Source organism: Daejeonella sp. (genome assembly GCF_044232565.1).
GTDB lineage: Bacteria > Bacteroidota > Bacteroidia > Sphingobacteriales > Sphingobacteriaceae > Daejeonella.
The window spans coordinates 1-24,523 of the sequence record NZ_JBIILQ010000009.1 but is presented as its reverse complement, the minus strand read 5'-3'; the positions used below and the strand labels follow the sequence as shown (position 1 = coordinate 24,523).

23 protein-coding genes and 1 pseudogene are annotated in these 24,523 nt (G+C 35.4%); 15 read left to right on the top strand and 9 right to left on the bottom strand.

Features of this window, described 5'->3' with window-relative positions; genetic code table 11:
- Positions 1 to 247: pseudogene (locus ACILQF_RS01425) on the bottom strand (DNA polymerase III subunit delta); the annotation flags it as partial.
- A gap of 98 nt (positions 248 to 345) precedes the next feature.
- Between ACILQF_RS01425 and ACILQF_RS01420 the strand changes: the two are divergent.
- Positions 346 to 825: a type I restriction enzyme HsdR N-terminal domain-containing protein gene (locus ACILQF_RS01420; protein ID WP_395625625.1), complete on the top strand. Its 480-nt coding sequence runs from the start codon at positions 346 to 348 to the stop codon at positions 823 to 825.
- Between the two features lie 171 nt (positions 826 to 996).
- On the top strand, positions 997 to 1,734 hold the full coding sequence (locus ACILQF_RS01415; RefSeq protein WP_395625624.1) for an acyl-CoA desaturase: 738 nt from the start codon (positions 997 to 999) through the stop codon (positions 1,732 to 1,734).
- A gap of 10 nt (positions 1,735 to 1,744) precedes the next feature.
- Here the strand turns inward: ACILQF_RS01415 and ACILQF_RS01410 are convergent, their stop codons facing one another.
- The gene (locus ACILQF_RS01410; protein ID WP_395625623.1) at positions 1,745 to 2,995 is read right to left on the bottom strand and encodes a DUF2264 domain-containing protein; all 1,251 of its coding nucleotides are present in this window, start codon (positions 2,993 to 2,995) and stop codon (positions 1,745 to 1,747) included.
- 185 nt (positions 2,996 to 3,180) lie between these two features.
- Here ACILQF_RS01410 and ACILQF_RS01405 point away from each other — a divergent pair, with 185 nt between their 5' ends.
- Together ACILQF_RS01405 and ACILQF_RS01400 are read left to right on the top strand one after the other, a co-directional pair.
- Positions 3,181 to 3,510 carry an ArsR/SmtB family transcription factor gene (locus tag ACILQF_RS01405; RefSeq protein WP_395625622.1) on the top strand — a complete coding sequence of 110 codons (330 nt, stop codon included), beginning with the start codon at positions 3,181 to 3,183 and terminating at the stop codon, positions 3,508 to 3,510.
- A 52-nt stretch (positions 3,511 to 3,562) separates the two neighbouring features.
- Positions 3,563 to 4,411, top strand: a complete 849-nt coding sequence (locus ACILQF_RS01400) for an arsenite methyltransferase (protein ID WP_395625621.1) — start codon at positions 3,563 to 3,565, stop codon at positions 4,409 to 4,411.
- 60 nt (positions 4,412 to 4,471) lie between these two features.
- Here the strand turns inward: ACILQF_RS01400 and ACILQF_RS01395 are convergent, their stop codons facing one another.
- Complete coding sequence (locus ACILQF_RS01395; protein WP_395625620.1) at positions 4,472 to 7,111, bottom strand: valine--tRNA ligase; 2,640 nt, start codon at positions 7,109 to 7,111, stop codon at positions 4,472 to 4,474.
- A 586-nt stretch (positions 7,112 to 7,697) separates the two neighbouring features.
- Here ACILQF_RS01395 and ACILQF_RS01390 point away from each other — a divergent pair.
- Genes ACILQF_RS01390 through mazG form a run of 3 tightly spaced genes read left to right on the top strand, consistent with a single transcriptional unit; the run spans position 7,698 to position 9,748 of the window.
- Entirely contained in the window at positions 7,698 to 8,210 is a 513-nt protein-coding gene (locus ACILQF_RS01390; protein WP_395625619.1) for a rhodanese-like domain-containing protein, read from the top strand.
- 14 nt (positions 8,211 to 8,224) lie between these two features.
- Positions 8,225 to 8,899 (top strand): tRNA (5-methylaminomethyl-2-thiouridine)(34)-methyltransferase MnmD, encoded by a 675-nt coding sequence (gene mnmD / locus ACILQF_RS01385; RefSeq protein WP_395625618.1) that lies wholly within the window; start codon positions 8,225 to 8,227, stop codon positions 8,897 to 8,899.
- 39 nt (positions 8,900 to 8,938) lie between these two features.
- Positions 8,939 to 9,748: a nucleoside triphosphate pyrophosphohydrolase gene (gene mazG, locus ACILQF_RS01380; protein WP_395625617.1), complete on the top strand. Its 810-nt coding sequence runs from the start codon at positions 8,939 to 8,941 to the stop codon at positions 9,746 to 9,748.
- 51 nt (positions 9,749 to 9,799) lie between these two features.
- On the opposite strand, the gene ACILQF_RS01375 is transcribed toward mazG, so the two are convergent.
- Positions 9,800 to 10,951, bottom strand: coding sequence for an ABC transporter permease (locus ACILQF_RS01375; protein WP_395625616.1), 1,152 nt, complete (start codon positions 10,949 to 10,951; stop codon positions 9,800 to 9,802).
- Between the two features lie 177 nt (positions 10,952 to 11,128).
- Between ACILQF_RS01375 and ACILQF_RS01370 the strand changes: the two genes are divergently transcribed.
- Positions 11,129 to 12,394 (top strand): exo-beta-N-acetylmuramidase NamZ domain-containing protein, encoded by a 1,266-nt coding sequence (locus ACILQF_RS01370; protein WP_395625615.1) that lies wholly within the window; start codon positions 11,129 to 11,131, stop codon positions 12,392 to 12,394.
- A gap of 106 nt (positions 12,395 to 12,500) precedes the next feature.
- Complete coding sequence (gene fmt, locus ACILQF_RS01365; protein WP_395625614.1) at positions 12,501 to 13,415, top strand: methionyl-tRNA formyltransferase; 915 nt, start codon at positions 12,501 to 12,503, stop codon at positions 13,413 to 13,415.
- A gap of 3 nt (positions 13,416 to 13,418) precedes the next feature.
- On the opposite strand, the gene ACILQF_RS01360 is transcribed toward fmt, so the two are convergent.
- Both ACILQF_RS01360 and ACILQF_RS01355 read right to left on the bottom strand, forming a co-directional pair.
- On the bottom strand, positions 13,419 to 14,258 hold the full coding sequence (locus ACILQF_RS01360) for an aminotransferase class IV (protein WP_395625613.1): 840 nt from the start codon (positions 14,256 to 14,258) through the stop codon (positions 13,419 to 13,421).
- A gap of 1 nt (position 14,259) precedes the next feature.
- On the bottom strand, positions 14,260 to 15,279 hold the full coding sequence (locus tag ACILQF_RS01355) for an RluA family pseudouridine synthase (RefSeq protein ID WP_395625612.1): 1,020 nt from the start codon (positions 15,277 to 15,279) through the stop codon (positions 14,260 to 14,262).
- 207 nt (positions 15,280 to 15,486) lie between these two features.
- On the opposite strand from ACILQF_RS01355, the gene ACILQF_RS01350 reads away from it, so the two are divergent.
- The 3 genes from ACILQF_RS01350 (at position 15,487) to lat (ending at position 19,002) form a co-directional block, all read left to right on the top strand.
- Entirely contained in the window at positions 15,487 to 16,566 is a 1,080-nt protein-coding gene (locus tag ACILQF_RS01350) for a DUF6588 family protein (RefSeq protein ID WP_395625611.1), read from the top strand.
- Between the two features lie 28 nt (positions 16,567 to 16,594).
- Positions 16,595 to 17,482: a 1-aminocyclopropane-1-carboxylate deaminase/D-cysteine desulfhydrase gene (locus ACILQF_RS01345; protein ID WP_395625610.1), complete on the top strand. Its 888-nt coding sequence runs from the start codon at positions 16,595 to 16,597 to the stop codon at positions 17,480 to 17,482.
- Positions 17,483 to 17,670: 188 nt separating this feature from the next.
- Entirely contained in the window at positions 17,671 to 19,002 is a 1,332-nt protein-coding gene (gene lat, locus ACILQF_RS01340) for an L-lysine 6-transaminase (protein ID WP_395625609.1), read from the top strand.
- Between the two features lie 37 nt (positions 19,003 to 19,039).
- Here the strand turns inward: lat and bshB1 are convergent, their stop codons facing one another.
- From bshB1 to ACILQF_RS01325, 3 genes are read right to left on the bottom strand one after another with little or no spacing between them, the layout of a single operon-like run.
- A complete protein-coding gene (gene bshB1, locus ACILQF_RS01335) occupies positions 19,040 to 19,756 on the bottom strand; it encodes a bacillithiol biosynthesis deacetylase BshB1 (protein WP_395625608.1) in 717 nt (238 codons plus the stop codon).
- Positions 19,753 to 20,259 carry a glutathione peroxidase gene (locus ACILQF_RS01330; RefSeq protein ID WP_395625607.1) on the bottom strand — a complete coding sequence of 169 codons (507 nt, stop codon included), beginning with the start codon at positions 20,257 to 20,259 and terminating at the stop codon, positions 19,753 to 19,755. The genes bshB1 and ACILQF_RS01330 overlap by 4 nt, the downstream gene beginning before the upstream one ends.
- A complete protein-coding gene (locus ACILQF_RS01325; protein ID WP_395625606.1) occupies positions 20,256 to 20,876 on the bottom strand; it encodes a DUF4294 domain-containing protein in 621 nt (206 codons plus the stop codon). Before ACILQF_RS01325 ends, ACILQF_RS01330 begins: the two co-directional genes overlap by 4 nt.
- 112 nt (positions 20,877 to 20,988) lie before the next feature.
- On the opposite strand from ACILQF_RS01325, the gene ACILQF_RS01320 reads away from it, so the two are divergent.
- From ACILQF_RS01320 to ACILQF_RS01310, 3 genes are all read left to right on the top strand, one after another.
- Entirely contained in the window at positions 20,989 to 23,220 is a 2,232-nt protein-coding gene (locus ACILQF_RS01320; RefSeq protein WP_395625605.1) for a RelA/SpoT family protein, read from the top strand.
- A gap of 57 nt (positions 23,221 to 23,277) precedes the next feature.
- The gene (locus ACILQF_RS01315; RefSeq protein ID WP_291402661.1) at positions 23,278 to 23,754 is read left to right on the top strand and encodes a Fur family transcriptional regulator; all 477 of its coding nucleotides are present in this window, start codon (positions 23,278 to 23,280) and stop codon (positions 23,752 to 23,754) included.
- A 32-nt stretch (positions 23,755 to 23,786) separates the two neighbouring features.
- Positions 23,787 to 24,523, top strand: a 737-nt coding sequence (locus tag ACILQF_RS01310; protein ID WP_395625604.1) for an adenylosuccinate synthetase, incomplete at its 3' end; no start/stop codon positions are given.

Here is a 24,523-nt window from a genome sequence, read left to right as displayed (position 1 = left end):
CTTTTACCAAAATAACCTGGTATTCACTCATCATTGGATAGCGCTTGGCGGAATTAAGAATACTCATGATATCCGAATCCTTGCCATAGAAAATACTTTGGTTAAAGCCCTTTTCGGCATCAGAAAGCACATTATCCTCAATAAAATCACTGATTTTATCAATATAATATGATTCCTCCCCATGAAGGAGGTAAACCGCTTTAAATTTCCGGTTTTTGAGTTCTTTGATAAGGTCGTTGATATCCATTGTAAAATTCGAAATTACAAAATATTGCAAAGCTTTAAAGCCCTCGGAGCAGGAATAAAAAATAAAACTCTGGCTATTAGGCAGATTGAAATGAAATTATGAAATTTACAGAAATGTTTGAACCTATCCCTTTAAATCTTCCGCCCTATCCTATTCGAATTAAAGAAGAAGAAAATGGCACCTATGTTTTTGATGTAATAAGGAAAAAATTCTTGCTTTTAACCCCTGAAGAATGGGTTAGGCAACATTTGGTACACTTTTTAGTGAAAGAAAAGAAATACCCACGATCTTTAATTCAGTTGGAGGGGGGACTAAAATTAAATAATCTACAAAAACGTTCAGATATTTTAATTTTCAATAATATTGGTCAGAAAATAGTCCTAATTGAATGTAAAGCACCATCCGTAAAAATCAGCCAGGAAACCTTTGACCAAATTGCAAGATATAATTTCATCCACCAAGTAAAATGGTTATTTGTAAGCAATGGTTTACAACATTATTGCTGTGAGATTGACTTCCAACAACAGTCTTACCGTTTTGTAGAGGAATTACCTGATTATTATTTGGCATCACAATAAGTTGAATATCATCAATTTAAATAATAAGAAATTTTTATTTGTCATTTAAACAACTACCTTTATACTAAGCCTGCGATCATTATAATTCAGCAGGTAATAGAAAAATCTTCAATGTTTTAAATTCACCCTTAAAAGGTGTGTTTCACTTGTGTTTAAAATTTTATAATTTATATGGCCATTTTAATTTTTTTTATTGCCCACTGGTTCCTATCCTTATTTTTCCAAACGTTTTTTCAGCATCGTTACGCCTCACACAGGATGTTTACCATGAGCAAAACTTGGGAACGCATAATTTACCTTTTAGCCTACTTATTTGAAGGTGCTTCATTTTTAAATCCAAGAGCTTATGCTTTGATGCATCGTGAACACCATGCTTATAGTGATACGGAGAAAGATCCTCATTCACCTCATTTTTTTACGGATATCTTTCAGTTGATGAAATCTACAATCATCACTTTTAGAGACCATTTAAACAGAACAAAAGATCCTGAAGCACGTTTCCTAGGAAATTACCCGGAATGGCCATTAATCGACAGAATAGGATCTTCAATAGCCTCTAGATTACTTTTCGGAGCTGCTTACACATGGTTTTACATTGAATTTGTTCCCGCTGGTTCAGAATGGATGTACATTTTACTTCCTATTCATTATTTAATGGGACCGCTACATGGCGCAATAGTAAATTGGTGTGGTCATAAATACGGTTATTCAAATTTCGATAATAATGACAAATCTAAAAACACTACTCCATTTGATTTTCTAATGCTTGGTGAATTATTTCAAAATAATCATCACCGCTATCCAAATAGTGCCAATTTTGGTAAAAAATGGTTTGAGGTAGATCCTGTTTATCCAATTATGAAATTAATGCACATGCTAGGCATTATTAAACTTAAAAAAGCAGTTTAAAACAATAATCTTACCTAAGATCTTCTGAGTGATCATTTTCAAAATTCTCGCCACTCCAAATTTTTTGTGCGCTCCACTTTACAGCTGGATTCGCCCAAAATGGATGGGTATCTGGCAAACCTAAAGGCAAAAAGATATTGGTAGCCAAATATGGACTGCCTTGATTATTGTAGGTATCAGCCAAGTTGGGCTGATCACCATATAAACCTAAAGTTAACCAGCCATTTTTATAGGTAGAGGAGCTCTCTAAAGTCTTTTTGATTACTGCAGTTAATGCACAACGGGCTTGCTCTGGAAGGATTTGATCAGGCAAGCGATTTTTCCAGGCCATATCTGCTAAATGATGGAATGCAGCGCCACGGTAAATAATCGACCTGCCAGTAGCAGGAAAGCTACCATCTGTATGAATTAATCGCTCTTGAATAATGGCATAGCGCTGATTTCGCTTTTTAATTTTATCAAACATGCGATTATAGGCATTTGTTTTTTCTTTGATAACATCCATCAATGTCCCTAAATAAGGATGAATTACATAAGAGTTGTAATAATCAAAGGCAAAAGCACTACCGTCTTTGTACATTCCATCACCAACATACCATTGCTCCAACTGTTGTAATGAATAATCTACACGCATTACATCCCATTCAAAACCATATTTTGCCATAAAAGCTTCATTCATCGCAGAAAAAAGTAACCAGTTAGAAAACCCAGGTTTAAATTTGCGAGTTAAAGCGATTGATTTTACCATGAGTGCTTGGTTTTTATAATCTAAATTTTCCCAAAGCCAAGGTGAACGAATAAAAGCCAATGAAATGAAGGAAGCATCAACCAATTGCTGTCCCGCTATATTATAATTCATGAAATCTTTAGCATTTGAATCTAAGGAGTTTTTAATCCCCTGAATAGCCCATGCTCTATATTGTTTTCTTAAAGATATTTCCTCTATAGTGCCACCTTCCAATTGCAACCAGGGCGAAATCCCACTAAGTACCCTGCCTAAAACCTCCACATATTGAACTTTTATACGACTTTCCTTATTGTCCACACGAATGGAAGTCATTTGAGGCATATTCATCTTCAAACTATCCATTGCCAAATTATAAAGCACAGGCCTCACCATTTTATCCATCTCCTGCAACCAAAATTGCCTATCCGTTTGGACAGGCATTTTCTGCAATGCGCTTTTCTTTTGAGCAAATACATTCCCAATAAGGAGAGACAAAATAAAAGGGATGATGATTTTAAAGACTGCTATTTTCATATTAATTTTATGACTGACTAATAACCCTAAATTTATAAATACATAAAAAGAGCTTAAACAAAATTAAAAATACAATTGACTTAGACAATTATTAAATTAAAAACTAATCCATTTTCTATTGGCAGCTAAAATTCAAACATTTTACTTGTAATTACCAATTATTTATCGTAATATTGCAATGAATTATGGGACTTACCAAATCTGAAATATTTTCTAAGGAGCAGAATCAATTAGCTCAATTATTAAAGGCAATGGCTCATCCGGCACGTATAGCTATTTTGCAGCAATTAATAAAAAGCAAAACCTGCATTTGTGGGGATTTAGTAGATGAGCTAGGCTTAGCACAAGCTACCATATCCCAGCATCTTAAGGAACTAAAAAATGCGGGTTTAATTCAGGGGACCATTGAGGGGGCAAGTGTTTGTTATTGCATAAATCCTGAGACTTGGAAAATGTTGGAAAATGAAACTAGTTCTTTCTTTGCAAATTTCCAGCCAGCTATAAACTGCTGCTAAAAAAAATTTAATATAGATATCGCAATATTACAATTAATAAAAATCAATAATCATGAAAACCGAAGCAGAAATTAAAGAATTAGTAAGGCAAAAATACAGTGAAATAGCTTTACAAGACAAAACTACGAACGAAAGTTCATGCTGTGGTGCAGGAGGATGTAGTACAGAGGTTTATAACATCATGACTGATGATTATAGTAATATGGAGGGTTATAATCCTGAAGCTGACCTCGGTCTTGGCTGCGGACTTCCGACTCAGTTTGCTGTGATTAAAAAGGGAGATGTGGTAATTGACCTTGGATCGGGTGCTGGTAACGATTGTTTTGTTGCACGTGCAGAAACAGGAGAAAGTGGAAAAGTAATTGGTATTGACTTTACAGAAGCCATGATTTCAAAAGCTAGAGCTAATGCCGAAAAACTTGGTTTTAATAATGTAGAATTCAGGCAGGGGGATATCGAAAATATACCAGTTACATCCAATACCGCTGATGTGGTAGTCAGTAATTGCGTTTTAAACTTGGTCCCAAATAAAAACAATGTGTTCAAGGAGATTTTTAGAGTTTTAAAACCAGGTGGACATTTTAGCATTTCAGATGTTGTGCTCAGTGGCATACTGCCCGATAAAATCAAAAATGCAGCTGAAATGTATGCAGGATGTGTATCAGGCGCAATTCAAAAAGAAACCTATTTAGAATTAATTGAGTTGAACGGCTTTAAAAAAATGACCATTCAGAAAGAAAAAGCCATAATTATACCCGATGATATTTTAATAAACTATTTAAATGCTGAAGAAATTAAGGAATTTAAATCAGGCAAAACTGGTATTTTCAGTATCAGTGTTTATGCGCAAAAACCTAAGGAAGAAGCTCCTGCATGTACTCCAGGCGGAGGATGCTGCTAAAATTTGAAAATAATAATTTATTAAGCGCTGACCGATTAAAAATCAGTCAGCGTTTTATATTTAATTGCTTTCTAGTGAATTCAATGCAGCTTCAAGGATTTTGAGTTTTGAAAGAGCATCTTCTTTTTTGCGACGTTCAACTTCCACGACTTCTTCCTTGGCATTTTGCACGAAACGTTCATTCGACAGTTTTGCATCTACTGAGCGTAAAAATCCTTGGAGGTAAACAATTTCCTTACCCAAGCGCTCTTTCTCCGATTCCACATCAATATTATTGGCTAACGAGATGAAAAATTCATCTTTTCCAGCCATAAAAGTATTTGCACCTACAACAGGTTCAGAAACAAACTCTGAAGAACTAATATTTGCCAATTTTAAAATAATCGTCAAATAGTTTTCATATTTGATAGCAGAATTCACTCTAATGCTTAGTGGTAGTACTTCTTTTGGCGAAATTTGCTTCGCATTTCGAATATTTCTAATCTCTGAAACCACCTGCTTCACAGTATCTAAATCATTTAAAAGTGTTGGATTCACCTTCCCAGCCCGTGGATAAGGAGCTACAATACAACAATCTAACTCTGAACGTTCTGCAAATAGGTCGTCATGCCATAATTCCTCCGTTAAGAAGGGCATAAAAGGATGTAATAGTTTTAATATTCGCTCGAAATATTCAATAGTGATGCGATAAGTTTCAGGATCAATTGGTTGCAGATAAACTGGCTTAATCATTTCCAAGTACCAGGCACAGAAATCATCCCAAACAAGCTTATAAATACCCATCAATGAGTCAGATAATCGATACTGATTATAATTATCCTCAATTTCTGTAAAAGCCTGGTTAAATGCAGAATCGAACCAGCTAATGGCCTGCCGATTGATATTGGGAAGACTTTCATCCACTTCCCAGCCTTTAACCAACCGGAAGGCATTCCAAACCTTGTTTGCAAAATTTCGACCCTGTTCGCAATAACTTTCATCAAACATTAAATCATTTCCAGCAGGCGAACATAAAAGCATACCAACACGCACACCATCAGCACCATATTTCTCAATCAAATCGATTGGATCTGGCGAATTACCTAATGATTTCGACATCTTCCTACCCTGCTTATCACGAACTATACCAGTAAGGTATACGTTTTTAAAAGGTGCTTTTCCTCTAAATTCATGACCCGCCATTATCATTCTAGCTACCCAAAAGAAAAGTATCTCTGGCGCAGTAACAAGATCATTGGTTGGATAATAATAATTGATATCGGCATTATCAGGATCTTTAAATCCATCAAAAACAGAAATCGGCCAAAGCCAGGATGAAAACCAAGTATCTACCACATCGTCATCCTGTCGGACATCTATAGAATCGGAATTTGGAAACTGCTTTTTAAATTCTACAATAGCTTCTTCTCTGGTTTTAGCAACAACCCACTCCCCCTTTAAATTATACCAAGCAGGAATTCTTTGTCCCCACCACAATTGCCTACTAATACACCAATCCTTTACATTCTCCATCCAATGCTTATACGTATTGGTGAATTTCTCAGGAATCAGCTTCACTTCACCATTCAGAACATATTCTAATGCTGGTTCCGACATTTCCGACATTTTGCAGAACCACTGCATTGAAAGCTTAGGTTCAATAGCGGCATCGGTACGTTCGGAAAAACCGATTTGTGATTTATAATCTTCTACCTTCTCGAGACTTCCCGCCTCATCCAGCATTTTTTGAATCATTTTACGAGCAACAAACCGGTCCTCTCCTACCAATATCTGAGCATGCGCGTTTAAAGTCCCATTGTCATTTAAAATATCAATTACCTGAAGTTTATGTTTAACTCCAAGCTCATAATCATTTAGATCATGTGCAGGCGTAACTTTTAAGCAACCAGTACCAAATTCCATATCCACATAATCATCCTCAATAACAGGTATTTCTCTGTTTATCAATGGAATAATTACAGACTTCCCCTTCAAATGCGTAAAACGTGAATCATTAGGATTGATACATATTGCAGAATCTGCCATGATCGTTTCAGGACGGGTGGTGGCAATTGTTAGGAAGGTTTTGGAAGATTTTGTGTCATCTTTTACCTCATAACGAATGTAAAAAAGTTTCTGATTAACCTCTTTACGGATAACCTCTTCGTCTGAAACAGCCGTCATTCCTTTAGGATCCCAATTTACCATGCGAATACCACGGTAAATCCAGCCTTTTTTGTATAAATGAATAAAAGTATCTATCACCGCTTCAGAAAGGTCTTCTTCCATGGTAAAACGCGTTCTATCCCAATCGCAAGAGGCACCTAATTTCTCTAATTGTTTTAGGATAATACCACCATATTTATCCTTCCATTCGTAGGCATAGTCTAGAAACTCCTCTCTACTAACATCTTTCTTCTCAATTCCCTTTTCCTTGAGCATAGCAACCACTTTAGCTTCTGTAGCAATAGAAGCATGGTCTGTGCCAGGAACCCAGCATGCATTTTTACCCTGCATACGAGCTCTACGGATCAATACATCCTGAATAGTGTTATTCAGCATGTGGCCCATATGAAGAACTCCTGTAACGTTAGGTGGTGGAATTACGATCGTATAAGGCTCTCTATCATCAGGTACAGAACGGAAAAAGTTTTTATCCATCCAGTAGGAATACCACTTATCCTCTGTTTCTCTCGGATTATATGTTTTTGGAATACTCATTTGCCAAAGCGGAATTTAAAATTGTAAAAATACATTTTTGGGAGGTATTTTTTGAATAGACTGACGGGTATTTTCACAAATTCGAATGATTTGTAATTTTAATACCTAATTGTGTGCATGAATATGCAAAAATTATGTAGAAATGCCAAAGGAACAGCTGATTTGATAAATTTTTAATTCGATTAAATTAAATAAAAGAAGAATATAAATAACATAAAACACTGTATTCTAGATATATATTTAAAATAAATAAAAATGAGTAATAAGTGGAATTCTTGTTTATTTGAATATTCCATTTTTGTTCATTTAAAATCAATATTTATACATTTATTAGTTTACCAAAAAGGATAAATATATTTCAAGAATTATCCCTTTCGGTGGTATGCCTATGTCTATTTACTAAACACGCAACTGCTCAAGAAGATTAATACCAGACAAAAAACTAGAAAATTGTATCAAAACCTAGCTAAATAAAGAGAAAAAAGTCTTAATCCATAAAACAGAGCGATTAAAAACATTTTTCAAATTAATATTATCAGAAAAAATATTCTTTAATTTAGGCACAATTTATACCCCAACATTAATTATGATTATAAAAAGTTTGGTTAAATATTTTCTAATCATCTTATGCTTTTTCAGCTGCAGTGTAGAAGCACAGATTAAAAACCAGGAATACAAAATAATGTTGGATAGCTTATACGAGCACAACGTGCCGCTCCTATCAGTTGAAGAACTTAAAAAACTCAATAAACAAAGTATTTACCTTTTGGATACCAGAGAAGAGGAAGAATTTAATGTTAGCCATATAAAAAATGCACGCAATGCTGGATATTTCTGGTTTGATATGCGAAAAATGTATGACATCCCTTTAAATGCCAAGATTATTTTATACTGTTCGGTTGGATATCGAAGCGAGAAAATTGCACACAAACTCCTAGATGCAGGATATAAAAATGTATTTAATCTCCATGGTGGCATTTTTGAATGGATAAATCAAGGTAATCCTGTGTACAACAACAATGGTGTTCAAACCTCTGAGATTCACACCTATAGTAAAGATTGGGCTCCTTGGGTTAATCGCGGGACAAAAGTCAATTAAAATAAGAACTAATAATGAATCATTTAACCTTTGCTCTGACCTCTGATGGCTCTAAAACCATTTTTAATGAAGAAGTTGGAGAAAACTATCACTCACGACACGGAGCTCTTCAGGAGAGTCAGCATGTATTTATAGGCTCGGGTCTATCCTACTTCCTAGAAAGCACAAATGAAAAAAAAGTATCCATTCTTGAGGTAGGTTTTGGTACAGGGCTAAACTTTTTAGTTTCAGCTGATTTCTGTGCAAAAAATGGAGTAGAATTAAATTATTCAGGAATTGAAGCCTTCCCGCTACCTGAAGAGATGGTTTCAGAAACGGGATACAATCAATACATTTCAGAAGATTTATGGAATTCTTTCCTTAATCAATATTCGGCAACACTTCATCAACCATGTGCTATTCTTGACTGCTGTTCACTACATATTATTGAAAAAAAACTACTTGATTTTACCTCAGACAAGTACTTTGATGTGATATACTTTGATGCCTTTGCAGCAGTCCACCAACCAGAAATGTGGAATTTAGCATCCTTAACACATATCTCTAAATTTTTAAAGTCGGGCGGTATTTTTGTCACTTATGCAATAACTGGCGAACTAAAAAGAACGATGAAGAGCCTTGGTTTCACCATTGAGAAAGTACCAGGTGCTGCAGGCAAACGTGAAATGTTGAGAGCCACGAAATCGTAAATAACAAATCGCTATTTTTACAAAAATTAAAACCTATTTATGTCTGCCCCCAATAGTATACCAACCGCAGGAAATGATCCAGCAAGCGCATTTGAACGTCTTTTAACCATAATTAATACGCTCAGAGAACAGTGCCCATGGGATAAAAAACAAACAATGGAGACCCTTCGACATCTTACTATCGAAGAAACCTATGAGCTGTCGGACGCTATATTGGATGGTGACATGAATGAAATAAAAAAAGAACTTGGAGACATTATGCTTCATCTTGTGTTTTACAGCCGGATAGCAAGCGAAAATAAATCTTTTACAATTGTTGAGGTATTAAATGGTATTTGCGAGAAACTGATTCATCGACACCCACATATTTACAGCGATGTGATTGTTGAGGATGAAGCAGAGGTGAAACGTAATTGGGAGCAGTTAAAATTAAAAGAGGGAAATAAATCAGTGCTTGAAGGGGTTCCTGCTTCCTTGCCGGCACTCATAAAAGCTTCCAGAATCCAGGAGAAAGCTCGTGGTGTAGGATTTGATTGGGAAGAAAAAGCTCAGGTATGGGAAAAAGTTGAGGAAGAGATTCAAGAATTCAGAAACGAATTTAACACACTTGAAAATATAGTCATTAATAAAGAAAAAGCCGAAGGAGAGTTCGGCGATTTACTATTTTCTTTAATTAATTATGCTCGGTTTATTGATATCAACCCTGAAGATGCCCTAGAAAGAACAAATAAAAAATTCATTAAGCGCTTTCAATATTTAGAAAGCAAGGCAAAGGAGCTCGGTAAAAATCTTAAAGATATGAGCTTGGCAGAGATGGATATATTTTGGAATGAAGCAAAAAACATCTAATTCCTAGCGGTAACTATCATTTTCTTTTCAAGAAAAAGCATAAAAATTACACTACTTAAATCGAATTGCTTTAAGTGGAGAAATGCGACTAACCAAGAGCGAAGGAATTAAAAGCACCAAAAGACTGATTATTAGCGTCCCAGCATTGAGTAAAATTATATCTTGAACATTGAGCTGAACGGGCACAAAACTCATGTAGTAAGAAGCTTGATCAAGGGTGAAAAAATGAGTTTTAAGCTGAAAAACCCCTAAGCCGACACCTAAAATATTCCCACTCAACAAGCCAATTCCAATTATATAAATGGCATTATACAAAAATATTTTTCGAATTTCCCAATTCGAACTACCTAAAGCTTTTAGAATTCCAATCATATTTGTTCGTTCTAAAATCATAATCAGCAAGGCTGAAATCATGTTGATTACGGCCACAGCAATCATCAAAATCAATATCACCTCAGTATTCACATCTAAAAGAGAAAGCCATTCAAATATGGCCGGATAATATTGCTTTATTGAATAGGATTTAAGGTCAACGCTGAGATCATCATAAACGCTTGCTTCAATTTGATCGAGATTATCAAAATTATCAACTCTCAGCTCATAGCCCCCTACCTGATTTGCATCCCAATTATTTAAACTACGAATCAAGTTTATATCCCCAATTACAAAAACTTCGTCAACCTCTTCAACTCCCAAATTATAGATTCCAACGATTTCAAATTTTCTTTTTCGTAGCGAATTTTCGATGAAATACATAAGGAAATCATCCCCAACCTTCAAATTAAGTCGATCGGATATGAATTTTGAAATCAATATTTGTGATTTAGATTTTGTGGAATCGGAGAAATCAATAAATTTCCCATCGACAAGAATATCTTTAAAATACTGGCTATTATAGCTTTTATCAAGCCCCTTGAGTACAACCCCTTCAGCTTGATCACCTGCGTTGATTATTCCTGGCTTGGTAGCAAAAGGCTGAATAAACGCAATTCCCTTTGCTGTGCTAATTTTTGAACGATCCTCGTCAGACATACTAAAAGGAGTATTTTCATAGGATGAATTTAGATTCAGTTTTGAAATTTGTATGTCTCCTGAAAAACCTCTTAACTTTTCTCTAATTTCAGTTTTAAATCCTTTTACAATGGCAAGCGACAAAATCATAACGGCAAGGCCGAGCATGATTCCGAGAACTGCGATTCTCACAATTAGCTTTGAAAAGGTACGCTTTGATTTAAACGTGATTCGCTTAGCGATGAAAAAAGGTAAATTCAATTCTGAAAAGGTTTTTTTTGTACCTTAGCAAAGATGCATTTTTTTTTAATTTCGTTTTAAAAACAATTCATCCCAAAGGTTCAATTTTGACTATCAATTTAATAAAACATGTCACGTATCTCTCATTTAATTTTTACAGCATGCCTTTTAATCGGCTTTAGCAGCTCAGCACAACAAATCCAAGTAGGAAAAAACAATGTTCCTAACCCAAAAAATATAAGCCTTGAAAATACTGACAAAATTAAGGGCAAAATTCGAACAGGTGCAGAACAGACTGAACTTTATTTGCCTTATTTAAAGGGAAAGCGCATTGCAATGGTTGTTAATCCGACTTCTATAATTGGAAACACAACACTTGTGGATAGCTTATTGGCTTTAGGAGTTAAAATTGTCAAAATCTTTGGCCCTGAGCATGGTTTTCGTGGCGATGCCAGTGCAGGAATTCACGTTGACGATAGCATTGATGAAAAAACTGGCATTCCAGCAATTTCACTTTATGGAAAATATAATAAGCCAAAGAAAGAAGATCTTGCAGATGTTGATTTATTGATTTATGACATACAAGATGTGGGGGTAAGATTTTATACCTATATCAATACTTTGCAACATGTTATGGAAGCATGTGCAGAAAACAACAAGGAATTATTAATTCTTGACCGCCCTAATCCAAATGGGTATTATGTTGACGGACCCATTCTAGATCCAAAACTTAAGTCGGGAGTAGGGATTAATCCAATTCCTATCACCCACGGACTAACCATAGCTGAGTATGCTCAAATGCTAAACGGTGAAGGTTGGTTGGTAAATAAAACTGTTTGCAAGATTAAAATCATTAAAAATGCAAATTATACCCATTCAATGCCTTATGTATTACCGGTAAAACCATCTCCGAACTTAAACACGGCACAATCTATATTATTATACCCAACATTATGTCTATTTGAAGGAACGATAATTAGTCAGGGGCGCGGCACTTACTTCCCTTTCAGCATTCTTGGAAACCCCGATTTAAAGGGTAAATATAAATTCTCATTTACACCTAAGGGCATCAAAGGAATGAGTGAGACACCATTACACATGGACATGGAGTGTTATGGCCTAGATCTTCGTCAATACAGCGCAAATAAGATCCGCAAGGAAGCCCAAATTAACCTAAAATGGTTAATTGAAATGTACAACGCCTACCCTTACAAAGAAAAGTTCTTCGATTTTAAGCAAAGTAAACAAATGGGTAATTTCGATAAGCTTGCTGGATCTTATGATTTAAAACAACAGATTATTGCTGGCAAAAGTGAAGAAGAAATTCGCCAAAGCTGGGAACCTGGATTATCTCAATATAAGATCATGCGCAAAAAATATTTACTTTATCAGTAAAAACCTCATTTAATAATATACTTTATCGGAGGTGATGTTTTAAGCCAATTTTATAGAAGCTTAAAACATCACCTCTAATTATTAAAACTAAATTGAATTATCTTTTATGAAAATCGTTTTCATGGGTACGCCTGATTTCGCTGTTGCATCACTAAATGCCTTATTGGAAGCAGGGTTTAATATTGTTGGCGTTGTTACAGCTCCTGATAAACCATCCGGCAGGGGGCAAAAAATTAATGAATCAGCGGTAAAGCAATTTGCACAAGAAAAGGGACTAAAGATCTTACAACCAATTAAATTGAAAGACCCTGAATTTATAGAAGATTTACGATCATTACAGGCAGATCTTCAGGTAGTTGTTGCCTTTAGGATGTTACCTGAGATTGTTTGGGATATGCCTCCAAAAGGTACTATAAATTTACATGGATCTCTCCTACCGCAGTATCGCGGTGCAGCACCAATCAATTGGGCAATAATAAATGGTGAAAAGCAAAGTGGTGTGACTACATTTTTGTTGAAGCAGGAAATTGATACTGGTGATATTTTATTCGCCGAGAGTGTTGAAATCGAGAATGAAGATACGGCCGGCAACCTTCATGACAAATTGATGCTAATTGGCGCAGATTTACTCGTTAAAACCGTAAAAGCTATAGAATTAGGTGATTATAAAGAGTTGCCACAAGATAAGATGGCAGAGGAAAATCTAAAATTAGCACCCAAAATATTTAGAGAAGATTGTCTGATTGATTGGAATCAAGAGGCAAGAAAAATCCATAATCATATCCGCGGGTTAAGTCCCTATCCGGCAGCATTTTGCCATTTTCAAGAAAAAGTGTTAAAAATTTACCAAGCAGAATTTGAAGAAAAAAATCATAATTTAACAATAGGAAGCATCGAAACAGATCATAAAACGACCCTTAAGTTTGCTTGCTTAAATGGATTTATTTCTGTGAAGGAATTACAAATGGAAGGTAAAAAGAAAATGAAAGTTGATGAATTTTTGAGAGGTATTCGATTATAATATTTAGAGTTGGTTTAATTTCTCACTCAAAAACTTTCCTACTTCATTAAAATAGCGTTTATTATTGTAACCCATCACCCATTGAATTCCTTTAGTAGCATTTGTAATGAAGACTTCATCTGCCTCGTTTAAAATATCGGGATTAACTTGAGCTTCAATAAGTTCTATACCATTTTCTTTAGCCAAACGCATTATAACTTGTCGCATAACCCCGCCAATACACCCTTCATTGAGGGCGGGTGTATATAATTTTCTATCGTACACAACAAATACATTGCTACTTATCGACTCGCACAAAAAACCATGTTGATTTAAAATCATGACCTCATCAAGCGCATGCTGGTTTTTATAAACTCCCGCAAGTACATAAACTAGAGAATTACAAGTTTTAAGATTTGCTAAAATATTTACAGGCTTAGTAAGTTCATCAAAAACATCAATAATGAGTCCCTTTTGATTCAAAGTGTACTGACTTTCACTAAGAAGCTGACTTTCTAAAACATAAGCTATTTTATTGGAAGATGGTGTGTATAAGCCTTCCGAATCGCGAAAAATGGTGAGTTTGACCCTAGCGTCGGGTCCCGTTTTATTTCTTCGCGCAAGCTCCTCCACTTTTTCTCGTAAAAACCAAGAATCAATTTGCAGACTATTGTCAAGCTTCAACACTTTCATGCCTTTAAGCACTCTATCAATATGTAATTCAGGAAACTTGATAGCACCATTCATGTACCGCATCGATTCAAAAAGCCCGTCGCCATAGCGAAAACCCCGATTATTTACGGATAAAACCTCCTGGTCGGATGGAACAATTTGACCATTGAAATTCATGAACTGCTTAGCCATCTTATTCTTTTATATAATTACGCCACTTCTCAATAACCGTCGAGATATCGGTGGGAAGCTCCGTTTCAAAATGAATAAATTCTTTTGTTGTTGGATGAATAAACCCCAAAGATTTGGCATGAAGAGCCTGTCTGGGTAATATTTCGAAACAATTCTCAACAAACTGTCTGTATTTATTAAATACTGTACCCTTTAAAATTCTGTCGCCGCCATAGGTAGAATCATTAAACAATGGATGCCCAATATGCTTCATATGAGCTCTAATTTGATGCGTACGGCCGGTCTCAAGTTGACACTCAATAAGGGTTACATAGTTTAATCGCTCAAGAACTTTATAATGAGTTACCGACCACTTACCTTGATTTTCATCATTGTAAATAGCCATCACCTTACGATCCTTAACACTACGACCAATAAAACCCGTTATAGTGCCATCTTCAGCTAGATCCCCCCACACAAGAGCTATGTATTTTCTGGTTATTGAATGATCAAAAAACTGCTTTGCCAAGAAAGTAATGGCCCATTCATTCTTGCTAACGAGTAGGAGTCCGGAAGTATCCTTATCAATTCGATGAACCAATCCCGGTCGACCATCATTACCAGGCATTTGGGGCAATTGCTGTGAATGGAATACAAGAGCATTAACAAGAGTACCAGAATAATTATTAAAGCCAGGGTGAACAACCATACCTGCTGCCTTATTGACCATAATTACATCATCATCTTCATAGATGATATCAATTGGAATATCTTCAGGATAAACTTCCGTATCACGTGGAGGATGCGGCAAAACCATCGAAATTACATCAAAAGGCTTCACTTTATAACTTGCCTTAACCACATTATCGTTAACCAGAACATTGCCTGCATCGATAGCGTTTTGAATGCGATTACGAGAAGTGTTTTCAGTACGGATAATCAGAAATTTATCCAGTCTTAAGAGTGTCTGACCCTTATCAACCACAATACGCAGGTGTTCATAAAGATCCTGTTCCTCTAAATCTTGATTTTCATCTGTCATGTTGCAAAATTAAGCCTTTGAAAAGATTAATAAGAATAAAGGCGTATTGTTTTTAAAATTTTGCGTTTTAGCCTAAAAATACTTGTATCCTAATCAAGCAAAAGAGTCTACCTTTGTTGTTCATTTACATATCGTTTTTGTAACAACAAGATGAATGGAAAATATTTGTTAATTGAGTTGATTTTAATACTCTAAAATTAGATTGAAATGAAAAAATTTAGATTAATCAAATGTTTTGGACTTGCTTTATTTTTGAGCATTTCAACAATTTCATTTTCACAAAGCGATGTTTCTGGCTTAATAAAATCTGGTCCTGCAGACACTAAAATACTTACACAAGCTTATTTAAAACCTCTTTTTAAAGGGTTTGGCGTGGGATTAAACAGCGGTTGGAATAATTCAGCACATTCCAAAAATGTATTTCGATTTGACCTCCGCGTAGGATTAACAGGTGCAGTTGTTTCTCCAATTGATGAGACATTTGATTTAACAAAAATCGGACTTTCTACAAAAGTTAGGCCTACTAACCCAGAGCAAACCATGACACCTAGCTTTGCAGGTGCAAAAACTGAAGGTGCCTCATTGAGCATATATAATTCTGCTAACCAGCCAATTGAAACTTTTGTTATGCCAAAAGGGATAGGATATAACTTAATTCCAACCCCACAACTACAAGGCTCCATTGGTATATCGAAGGGAATTGAACTATTGCTAAGAGCATCACCTAAAATTAATTTAGGTGGTGATATCGGTACTATTGGCATGATGGGTGCGGGACTCAAAGTAGAGTTGTTACCACTGATTTCCGGCATGACCGACAAGCTATTCCCAATAGATATTGCAGTCGCTGCAGGTTATACCCAATTCACTTTTGAAGCTCCTTTGGATGTTAAAGTACCTGTAGGCGCTATACCCGAATCGTCAGCAGAGGTTCAGGATTTCACAAATCAAAGAATTGAAGCAAAATTTTCAGGTATTAATGCAGAGGCAATAATCTCGAAACGAATTCTAGTATTTACTCCATTTTTAAGTTTAGGATACCATCAAGCAAAAACTGATGGCGGAATTAAAGGCAATTTTCCGATCATCACCGGACTAACTCCACTTGGACAAAAAACATACACCAATTATTCAAATCCAGTAAATATTAAACAGACTGATATTAACGGTTTCAGAGCCAATATTGGTTTTCAATTGAATCTTGCTTTCTTTAGAATTTACGGATCCTATAGCATGGCAGAATATAATTCCTTTAATGGTGGGATCGGATTTGGTCTGGGTAAATAAGAGTACGGCAATAATTTAAAAATCCTAAATGATTGATCTAAAGATTCATAGTCCCGTTGAAGAAATTTTCAATACTTTATTTAAAAAGAAGGATCTTCAGGTTTTTGTGAAACGTGATGACATGATTCACCCTTTCATTTCAGGAAATAAATGGCGAAAGCTTAAATATTCACTTTTAGAAGCCGAAAAACAAAATAAAAAACACTTAGTTACTTTTGGTGGTGCCTACTCAAATCATTTACTTGCAACAGCTTGTGCAGGAGCAAAATTTGGATTTAAAACAACAGGCTTTGTTCGTGGTGAAGTAGTTAGGAACGAGACATTAACCTTATGTCAACTTTTTGGAATGCACCTTGTTTTTACCGATCGCGAAAGTTACAAGGATAAAAAATCCTTGTTTAATCGGCACTTCCAATCAGATAAAATGGCATATTTCATAGATGAAGGAGGCGCAAGCTCTCAAGCTATTAAAGGCTGTGCAGAGCTTCTGAATGAGTTAAAAGTGGTGTATGATCATTTATTTTGTGCCGCAGGCACAGGCACCACCGCTTCTGGAATCATCAAAGGAATAAAGGAAAAGTCATTACATACAAAAACACATGTCATACCAGTTTTGAAGGGCGCCGACTACCTAAAAACTGAAATAGAAACTAATGCTGGATGTGATTTCTTCGAATTTCATCAAAATTATCATTTTGGAGGCTATGCCAAAACAGATGAAAGATTGGTGTCATTTATTAAGGATTTCAGCAAAGAAACAGGAATATTAATCGAGCCTGTTTATACAGGAAAAATGTTTTTTTCACTTTACGACCTGATAGCAAAAGACCATTTTGAACCGGGCAGTAAAATTTTAGCAATCCATACCGGCGGGCTCCTAGGTATATTGGGAATGCAAGATAGATTTAATTTTTAGAGCACAATTAAGCAGAAACTCAGCTTGATTTAAATTTTATTTAATCTTAATTAAATTTATCAAAATACGACCTTATAAAAAAAATAGGTTTAAACAGTTTAAAGCTATTTTTCTGTAAAAATCTTTAAAAAAGTGGAAATTTGGACAAATAAAGGCTTTTTTTTACCTTTAGGTTTATTTAAAAACAAATGTATAAGCTAACCATATCACCCGAACAAGTTCAAGAAACGCTCAGTAAACACATTCTTGCTGATGGCTATGATTTAACCTTCGACATGGAAAAAAGTAATGGTGTTCATATTTATGATTCTAAATATGATCGTACACTTTTAGACTTTTTCACTTGCTTTGCTTCGGTCCCATTAGGATACAATCATCCTAAAATGATTCATGATGAAGAGTTCAAGAAGAATTTAATGCTTGCTGCATTAACAAATCCTTCTAATTCAGATATTTATACTACCCAATACGCACAATTTGTCGAAACATTTTCTCGTGTAGGCATACCAGAATACTTGCCACATGCATTTTTTATTGCCGGTGGTTCACTTGCCATTGAAAATGCGTTAAAAGTAGCAATGGATTATAAAGTCCAGAAAAATTTCAAAAAAGGATATACCAAAGAACATGGATTAAAAGTATTACACTTCGAAAAAGCTTTTCATGGCAGAAGTGGATATACCTTAAGCTTAACGAATACAGTTCCAGATAAGACCAAATGGTTTGCCAAATTTGATTGGCCCAGAGTAAGTGTACCATCCATTCAATTCCCTTTAACTGATCAATCATTAGAAGATTTAAAAAAGAGAGAGTCAATATCCTTAGCACAAATTAAGCAAGCATTTATCGATAATCTGGATGATATTTGTGCGATTATTATTGAGCCTATACAATCAGAAGGTGGTGATAACCATGTACGTCAAGAGTTTTTAGAGCAATTGAGGCTAATTGCAGATGAAAACGATTGTTTTTTAATTTATGATGAGGTTCAAACGGGCGTAGGTTTATCCGGTAAATTTTGGACTCATGAGCATTTTGGAGAACATGCACGCCCAGACATTGTTGCCTTCGGTAAAAAAATGCAGGTTTGCGGGATTTTGGTTGGCAATAAAGTTGATGAGCTTGAAACCAATGTATTTAGAGTTCCCTCGCGTATTAACTCCACTTGGGGCGGTAATTTAGTCGATATGGTACGTTCAAGCCGAATTCTTGAAATCATTGAAGAAGATAATCTTTTAGATAATGCTTCTGCAATGGGCAGTTATTTACAAAATCGTTTATTGGAGATTTCTAAAAAGACCGATAAAATTTCAAATGTTAGAGGCAGAGGCTTGATTACTGCTTTCGATTTCCCAAATAAAGAAATGCGCAATGAATTTGTTAGCAAAGGAATGGAACAGCATGTCATGTTTTTAGGCTGCGGAGATAAAACAATACGTTTCAGACCAGCATTAATTATTGGGGAAGAGCATATCGACACGGGACTTAATGTACTGGAAAATATCGTAAACAAACTTTAATTCAATAAGCTTAATTAAGTAAAATCGGTAATAGGTATTACCTTAAATCAAACAAATCGTTAATACCTAGTAGTTTTTTCGAAGTGAAGCCTTCTGCATGAACAGCATTAATTGACTTCCCAAATTCACGGGAACGTGCCTCAACAGCCTTCAAAAAATTAGGTGAAGAGATATATGTTTCTTGTCCTTCACCCTCCGTATTAAAAAACTGCGTTTTAAAGACATGAATACATTCCATTTTTTTATCAAAGAAATCGCTAATATCAACAAGAATATCCGGCTTAATGTAGCTATCTTGTATATACTGAAGCAGCAAACGAGGTCTGAAAGCTAATTGAACTTTACCATTTAACTCCGTTTGCACCTTATTAAGTCCCGAGAGAAAAAAGGCATCTGAAACCAATTCACTTGCTCTTCCGTGATCAGGATGACGATCATGTAATGCATTACACAATATAATTTCGGGCTTGTACTTCCTAATCATTTGAATAATCATTGTTTGATGCTCCTCATCATTCCTGAAAAAACCATCTCGCATGCCGAGATTTTCGCGAACATGAAGACCCAAAGATTTGGTCGATTCAAAAGTTTCCTGATCTCTTGTTTCAACAGTTCCACGGGTTCCCAATTCGCCCCTGGTAAGATCTACAACACCGACCTTTTTACCCGCTGCAATCTCCTTCAAAATAGTTCCTGAACATCCCAATTCCGCATCATCAGGATGCACTGCGAATACCAGTATATCTAATTTCATAAAGAGGTAGAATTAAGCAATTTATTGATTTTCTTATTGATTCTTGAAGAGCTTGGTTTAGTAAATGGATAGAAAAAATCTACTAACTCACCCTCTTGATTAATCAAATATTTATGAAAATTCCATCTTGGCGTTGAACCCAAGCTTCCATTCATCTTTTTATCAGATAAAAATTTATAAAGTGGATGTGCATACTCCCCTCTAACACGGATTTTATCAAAGACAGAAAAACTGACTCCGAAATTCACTTCGCAAAATTCACTGATTGCTGCACCCTCCAATGGTTCTTGTCCGCCAAAATCATTTGATGGAAAAGCAAGAATTTCAAAATTATCACCTTCATGAACCTTATAAAGATTTTCGAGATCCTTCAATTGAGGCGTAAAGCCGCACTCAGAAGCAATATTTACAATTAGCAAAACCTTACCCTTATAATCCAGTAAATTCGCTTCCGTACCATTCAAGCGCTGAACGGTAAATTGGTGTACTGATTTCTTATTCATAAATAGCTGTAAGAGTAATATCCTGATGACTGAATAATAGCTTCAATATCTCTATCTTCTTGCGGATCGTATGTGTTTTTTAAGTTGTTTCCAAAAACCCTGGCAACCGATTGATAAAAAAATGCAGTAATTCCGCCTTTCATATCTTTTAAAAGATCATAACTGCTTGTTCCTGTTTCCCTATCAATTAATTTAATAAGAATACCACCCTGCGTTATGGTTAAATTTTTTATTTCCCTATTAAACATATCTTTAATTTCAGATTCAAAAGCTTTAATTAAGACTCTTTTCTCTTTTTTGCCCTTCACTAGACTAAGTTGTGATTGCAATGCAGCATATTTCATTCTGGCATACATGGCATAAGGTAAAACTTTAAGAACATTATATTTCAAACGATTGAATTTTGCCTTTTCTTCGGGGGATTTAAATATTCGGGTATCAATTATGACAATTTCGGGAATAACGACCCATGGAATCAGTTCATTATTGATATTGGTGGTTGACACACGTATAGTATCTGCCAATCCTTTTATGGTTGGATCATTCTTATATTGGGCAGATGCCAATTTTGACATCAAAACCACTAAAATTATTACCAATAGCCTTAAAATTTTCATAATTTTATAGAAACAAATTTACAGCTAATTATTATATTTATTTATAACCAAATTGTAATATAGTTAGCACATAATATTCAACGTTTTTTAGAAATAGCTATTGTGTTTAAGGATGAAGGAACTTGTGATTGATCTTGAAGCGGAAAAAAAAGAAATTCTTAAAAGATACCGTGCATTATTAAGGGCATGTAAGTCAACCATGCAAAAAGGTGATAAGCGAATGATTCGCATTGCCTTTGATATGGCCTTAGAAAGCCACCAAAACATGCGCCGAAAATCTGGCGAGCCTTATATTTATCACCCAATTGCAGTGGCACAGATTGCAGCCGAAGAAATTGGCTTGGGTACCACCTCCATTGTTTGCGCATTATTGCATGATGTGGTAGAGGATACTGACATTACATTGGAAGATATTGAGCGCGAGTTTGGTAAAAAAGTTGCAAAAATCATCGACGGATTAACAAAAATATCTGGCGTTTTCGATTATAACAGCTCCTTGCAAGCCGAAAACTTCAGGAAAATGCTCCTTACCTTGGCGGATGACGTGCGGGTAATTTTAATCAAACTTGCAGATCGTTTGCATAATATGCGTACCATGGACTATATGCCAAGGGATAAGCAGCTGAAAATCTCTTCAGAAACTGTTTACCTCTATGCACCACTAGCACATCGCTTGGGACTTTATACACTAAAATCGGAGCTTGAAGATTTGGCCATGAAATACATGGAGCCTGCAACTTATAAATTCATTGCTCAACAATTAAATGAGAAAAAAACAGAAAGAGAAAATTTTATTAAAGATTTTATTACCCCAATTAAAGAAATATTAAATGAACAGGGCCTAGTAGCAAACTTGTATGGAAGACCAAAATCTATACATTCTATTTGGACCAAGATGCGTAAAAAGAATATTCCTTTTGACGAAGTGTATGATCTCTTTGCTATTCGGATAATATTGAATAGTAAGCCAGAAAATGAAAAATCAGATTGTTGGAAGGCTTATTCTATCGTTACAGATCTTTACATCCCAAACCCTGATCGTTTACGCGATTGGATTTCATCTCCAAGGGCAAATGGTTACGAATCGCTGCACACCACTGTAATGGGCCCTAGGGGGCAATGGGTTGAGGTTCAAATAAGAACCAATAGAATGAACGAAATTGCTGAAAAAGGATTTGCAGCGCATTGGAAATATAAAGAGGAGCCTAATACAGATAGCGGACTAGACCAATGGATTCAGAAAGTAAGAGAGTTATTGAGTAATCCTGAAGCTAATGCTTTAGACTTTCTTGACGACTTTAAAATGAACCTCTTTTCGGACGAAATCTTCATATTTACGCCTAAAGGATCTTTAATACAATTGCCCATTGAGGCAACTGCACTTGATTTTGCCTTTGAGATTCATACAGACATTGGGGCTAGTTGCATCGGTGCCAAAGTAAACCATAAACTTGTTCCTCTATCTCATAAACTTCAAAATGGAGATCAAGTTGAAATCATTACATCAAGTAAACAGAGCCCGAAAGAGGATTGGTTAAATTTTGTTGTAACTGCGAAAGCTAAATCGAAAATCAAATCATCTCTAAAAGAGGAAAAAAGAAAAATTGCAGAGCAGGGAAAAGAAATATTAGAGCGAAAATTAAAATCATTAAAAGTTACCTACAATACCGATAACCTTTATAAACTTTCATACTATTTTAAACTTCCAACTACTCTTGATCTGTTTTTTAATGTTGCACAAGGAAAAATTGACGTTAAACAACTTAAAGAGTTTGTAGCATCCGAAAAAGTTATTGAAAATAAGCCTGAGAAAATTGACTATAGCTTAAATGAACAGTTAATAAAAAAGGTCAAAATTGATGCTAATGATACATTATTAATCGGCGAAGACCTTCAAAAGCTTGATTATAAACTTTCAAGTTGCTGCAACCCTATTCCGGGAGATGATGTTTTTGGTTTTGTTACAGTTGGCGAAGGCATTAAAATCCATCGTACCAATTGTCCCAATGCCGCAAAACTCATGTCTAACTATGGGTATAGAATAGTTAAGGCTAGATGGAATTCACAGAAAGAACTCGCCTTTCTGACCGGTTTACACATTACTGGCATTGACGATGTTGGATTGATCAATAAAATAACAACGGTAATTTCCAGCGATTTCAAAGTTAACATGCGATCAATTACTGTAGATACCGACCAGGGTATTTTTGCGGGCTCAATCATGGTTTATGTAAACAATACTATTCATTTAGATAACCTCATTAAAAAGCTTAAAGAAGTCGCTGGAGTCACATCTGTAACACGTTTTGATTCAAACCCTGAAAATTTGACAAAGGCATCCTGAATTAAATACTGAATATTCTTATTTTTTGGATAAATTTGGAGGTCATTAATACATATTATGTCCGCAAAAGACACTATTGCACTAGTAATTAAGATTTTTGAGGCTTACCTTGAAAACAAAAGTTTACGAAAAACTCCGGAACGCTATGCTATTCTGGAAGAAATCTATTCGCGAAATGACCATTTTGATGTGGAATCATTGTACATCCACATGAAAAACAAGAAATATCGAGTTAGTCGCGCAACGGTATACAATACCCTTGAGCTTCTAGTATCATGTGATTTAGTAACAAAGCATCAGTTTGGAAAAAACATGGCGCAGTTTGAAAAATCTTATGGTTATAAGCAACATGATCACATTATCTGTATCGATTGCGGAAAAGTGGTTGAATTTTGTGATCCAAGAATTCAACAAATCCAAAGTATGATGGGTGATATTCTAAAATTTGATATCAAACACCATTCACTCAACTTATATGGAAATTGCACTCGTCTAAAAGAAGGACATTGCGATTCATTTGTAAATAAAAATTAATTTAATATACCTATACCCCCGCATTTAAAATCATGACTGTTGACGTATTGTTAGGCCTCCAATGGGGCGACGAAGGAAAAGGAAAAATTGTAGATGTATTAAGTCCCGAATACGACTTAATAGCTCGATTTCAAGGCGGACCCAATGCCGGTCATACTTTAGAGTTTGACAATCAAAAATATGTATTAAATACTATTCCTTCAGGTATTTTCAATGATAAGGCAATGAACCTAATTGGAAATGGTGTAGTGATAGACCCCATCATTCTTAAAAGAGAACTTGATAACCTTAAGAAAAATGGATTTGATCCAGTAGCTAAAAAAAAGATGGTTATTGCCAGAAAGGCACATCTTATCCTCCCAACCCATCAATTACTTGATGCAGCATCAGAAAGCAATATGGGTTCTGCAAAAATTGGTTCAACCTTAAAAGGAATTGGTCCGACTTACATGGATAAAACAGGAAGAAATGGCCTTCGTGTTGGTGATAGTATGCTCCCTGATTTCCATGAGCGTTATACTCGCTTAGTTAATAAACATAGATCAATCCTCTCCCACTACGGAGAAATACCTGATTATTCTGAAAAGGAAACGGCCTTTTTTGAGGCTATAGAATTATTAAAGTCCATACCTCAAGTTGATAGTGAACATTTTGTAAATCAATATTTAAAGGAAGGCAAGAAAGTTTTAGCTGAAGGTGCACAAGGAACAATGCTAGATATCGATTTTGGTTCATATCCATTTGTAACGTCATCAAATACAACTACTGC

Excerpts from the sequence above, each read along its gene's own strand:
- ACILQF_RS01325 (WP_395625606.1), bottom strand. The coding sequence starts at position 20,876 with ATGAAAATTTTAAGGCTATTGGTAATAATTTTAGTGGTTTTGATGTCA.
- ACILQF_RS01390 (WP_395625619.1), top strand. The coding sequence starts at position 7,698 with ATGATTATAAAAAGTTTGGTTAAATATTTTCTAATCATCTTATGCTTT.
- ACILQF_RS01370 (WP_395625615.1), top strand. The coding sequence starts at position 11,129 with ATGTCACGTATCTCTCATTTAATTTTTACAGCATGCCTTTTAATCGGC.
- ACILQF_RS01395 (WP_395625620.1), bottom strand. The coding sequence starts at position 7,111 with ATGAGTATTCCAAAAACATATAATCCGAGAGAAACAGAGGATAAGTGG.
- mazG (WP_395625617.1), top strand. The coding sequence starts at position 8,939 with ATGTCTGCCCCCAATAGTATACCAACCGCAGGAAATGATCCAGCAAGC.
- ACILQF_RS01400 (WP_395625621.1), top strand. The coding sequence starts at position 3,563 with ATGAAAACCGAAGCAGAAATTAAAGAATTAGTAAGGCAAAAATACAGT.
- mnmD (WP_395625618.1), top strand. The coding sequence starts at position 8,225 with ATGAATCATTTAACCTTTGCTCTGACCTCTGATGGCTCTAAAACCATT.
- ACILQF_RS01360 (WP_395625613.1), bottom strand. The coding sequence starts at position 14,258 with ATGGCTAAGCAGTTCATGAATTTCAATGGTCAAATTGTTCCATCCGAC.
- bshB1 (WP_395625608.1), bottom strand. The coding sequence starts at position 19,756 with ATGAAATTAGATATACTGGTATTCGCAGTGCATCCTGATGATGCGGAA.
- ACILQF_RS01350 (WP_395625611.1), top strand. The coding sequence starts at position 15,487 with ATGAAAAAATTTAGATTAATCAAATGTTTTGGACTTGCTTTATTTTTG.
- ACILQF_RS01320 (WP_395625605.1), top strand. The coding sequence starts at position 20,989 with ATGAAGGAACTTGTGATTGATCTTGAAGCGGAAAAAAAAGAAATTCTT.
- ACILQF_RS01345 (WP_395625610.1), top strand. The coding sequence starts at position 16,595 with ATGATTGATCTAAAGATTCATAGTCCCGTTGAAGAAATTTTCAATACT.
- lat (WP_395625609.1), top strand. The coding sequence starts at position 17,671 with ATGTATAAGCTAACCATATCACCCGAACAAGTTCAAGAAACGCTCAGT.
- fmt (WP_395625614.1), top strand. The coding sequence starts at position 12,501 with ATGAAAATCGTTTTCATGGGTACGCCTGATTTCGCTGTTGCATCACTA.
- ACILQF_RS01355 (WP_395625612.1), bottom strand. The coding sequence starts at position 15,279 with ATGACAGATGAAAATCAAGATTTAGAGGAACAGGATCTTTATGAACAC.
- ACILQF_RS01410 (WP_395625623.1), bottom strand. The coding sequence starts at position 2,995 with ATGAAAATAGCAGTCTTTAAAATCATCATCCCTTTTATTTTGTCTCTC.
- ACILQF_RS01405 (WP_395625622.1), top strand. The coding sequence starts at position 3,181 with ATGGGACTTACCAAATCTGAAATATTTTCTAAGGAGCAGAATCAATTA.
- ACILQF_RS01315 (WP_291402661.1), top strand. The coding sequence starts at position 23,278 with ATGTCCGCAAAAGACACTATTGCACTAGTAATTAAGATTTTTGAGGCT.
- ACILQF_RS01330 (WP_395625607.1), bottom strand. The coding sequence starts at position 20,259 with ATGAATAAGAAATCAGTACACCAATTTACCGTTCAGCGCTTGAATGGT.
- ACILQF_RS01420 (WP_395625625.1), top strand. The coding sequence starts at position 346 with ATGAAATTTACAGAAATGTTTGAACCTATCCCTTTAAATCTTCCGCCC.
- ACILQF_RS01415 (WP_395625624.1), top strand. The coding sequence starts at position 997 with ATGGCCATTTTAATTTTTTTTATTGCCCACTGGTTCCTATCCTTATTT.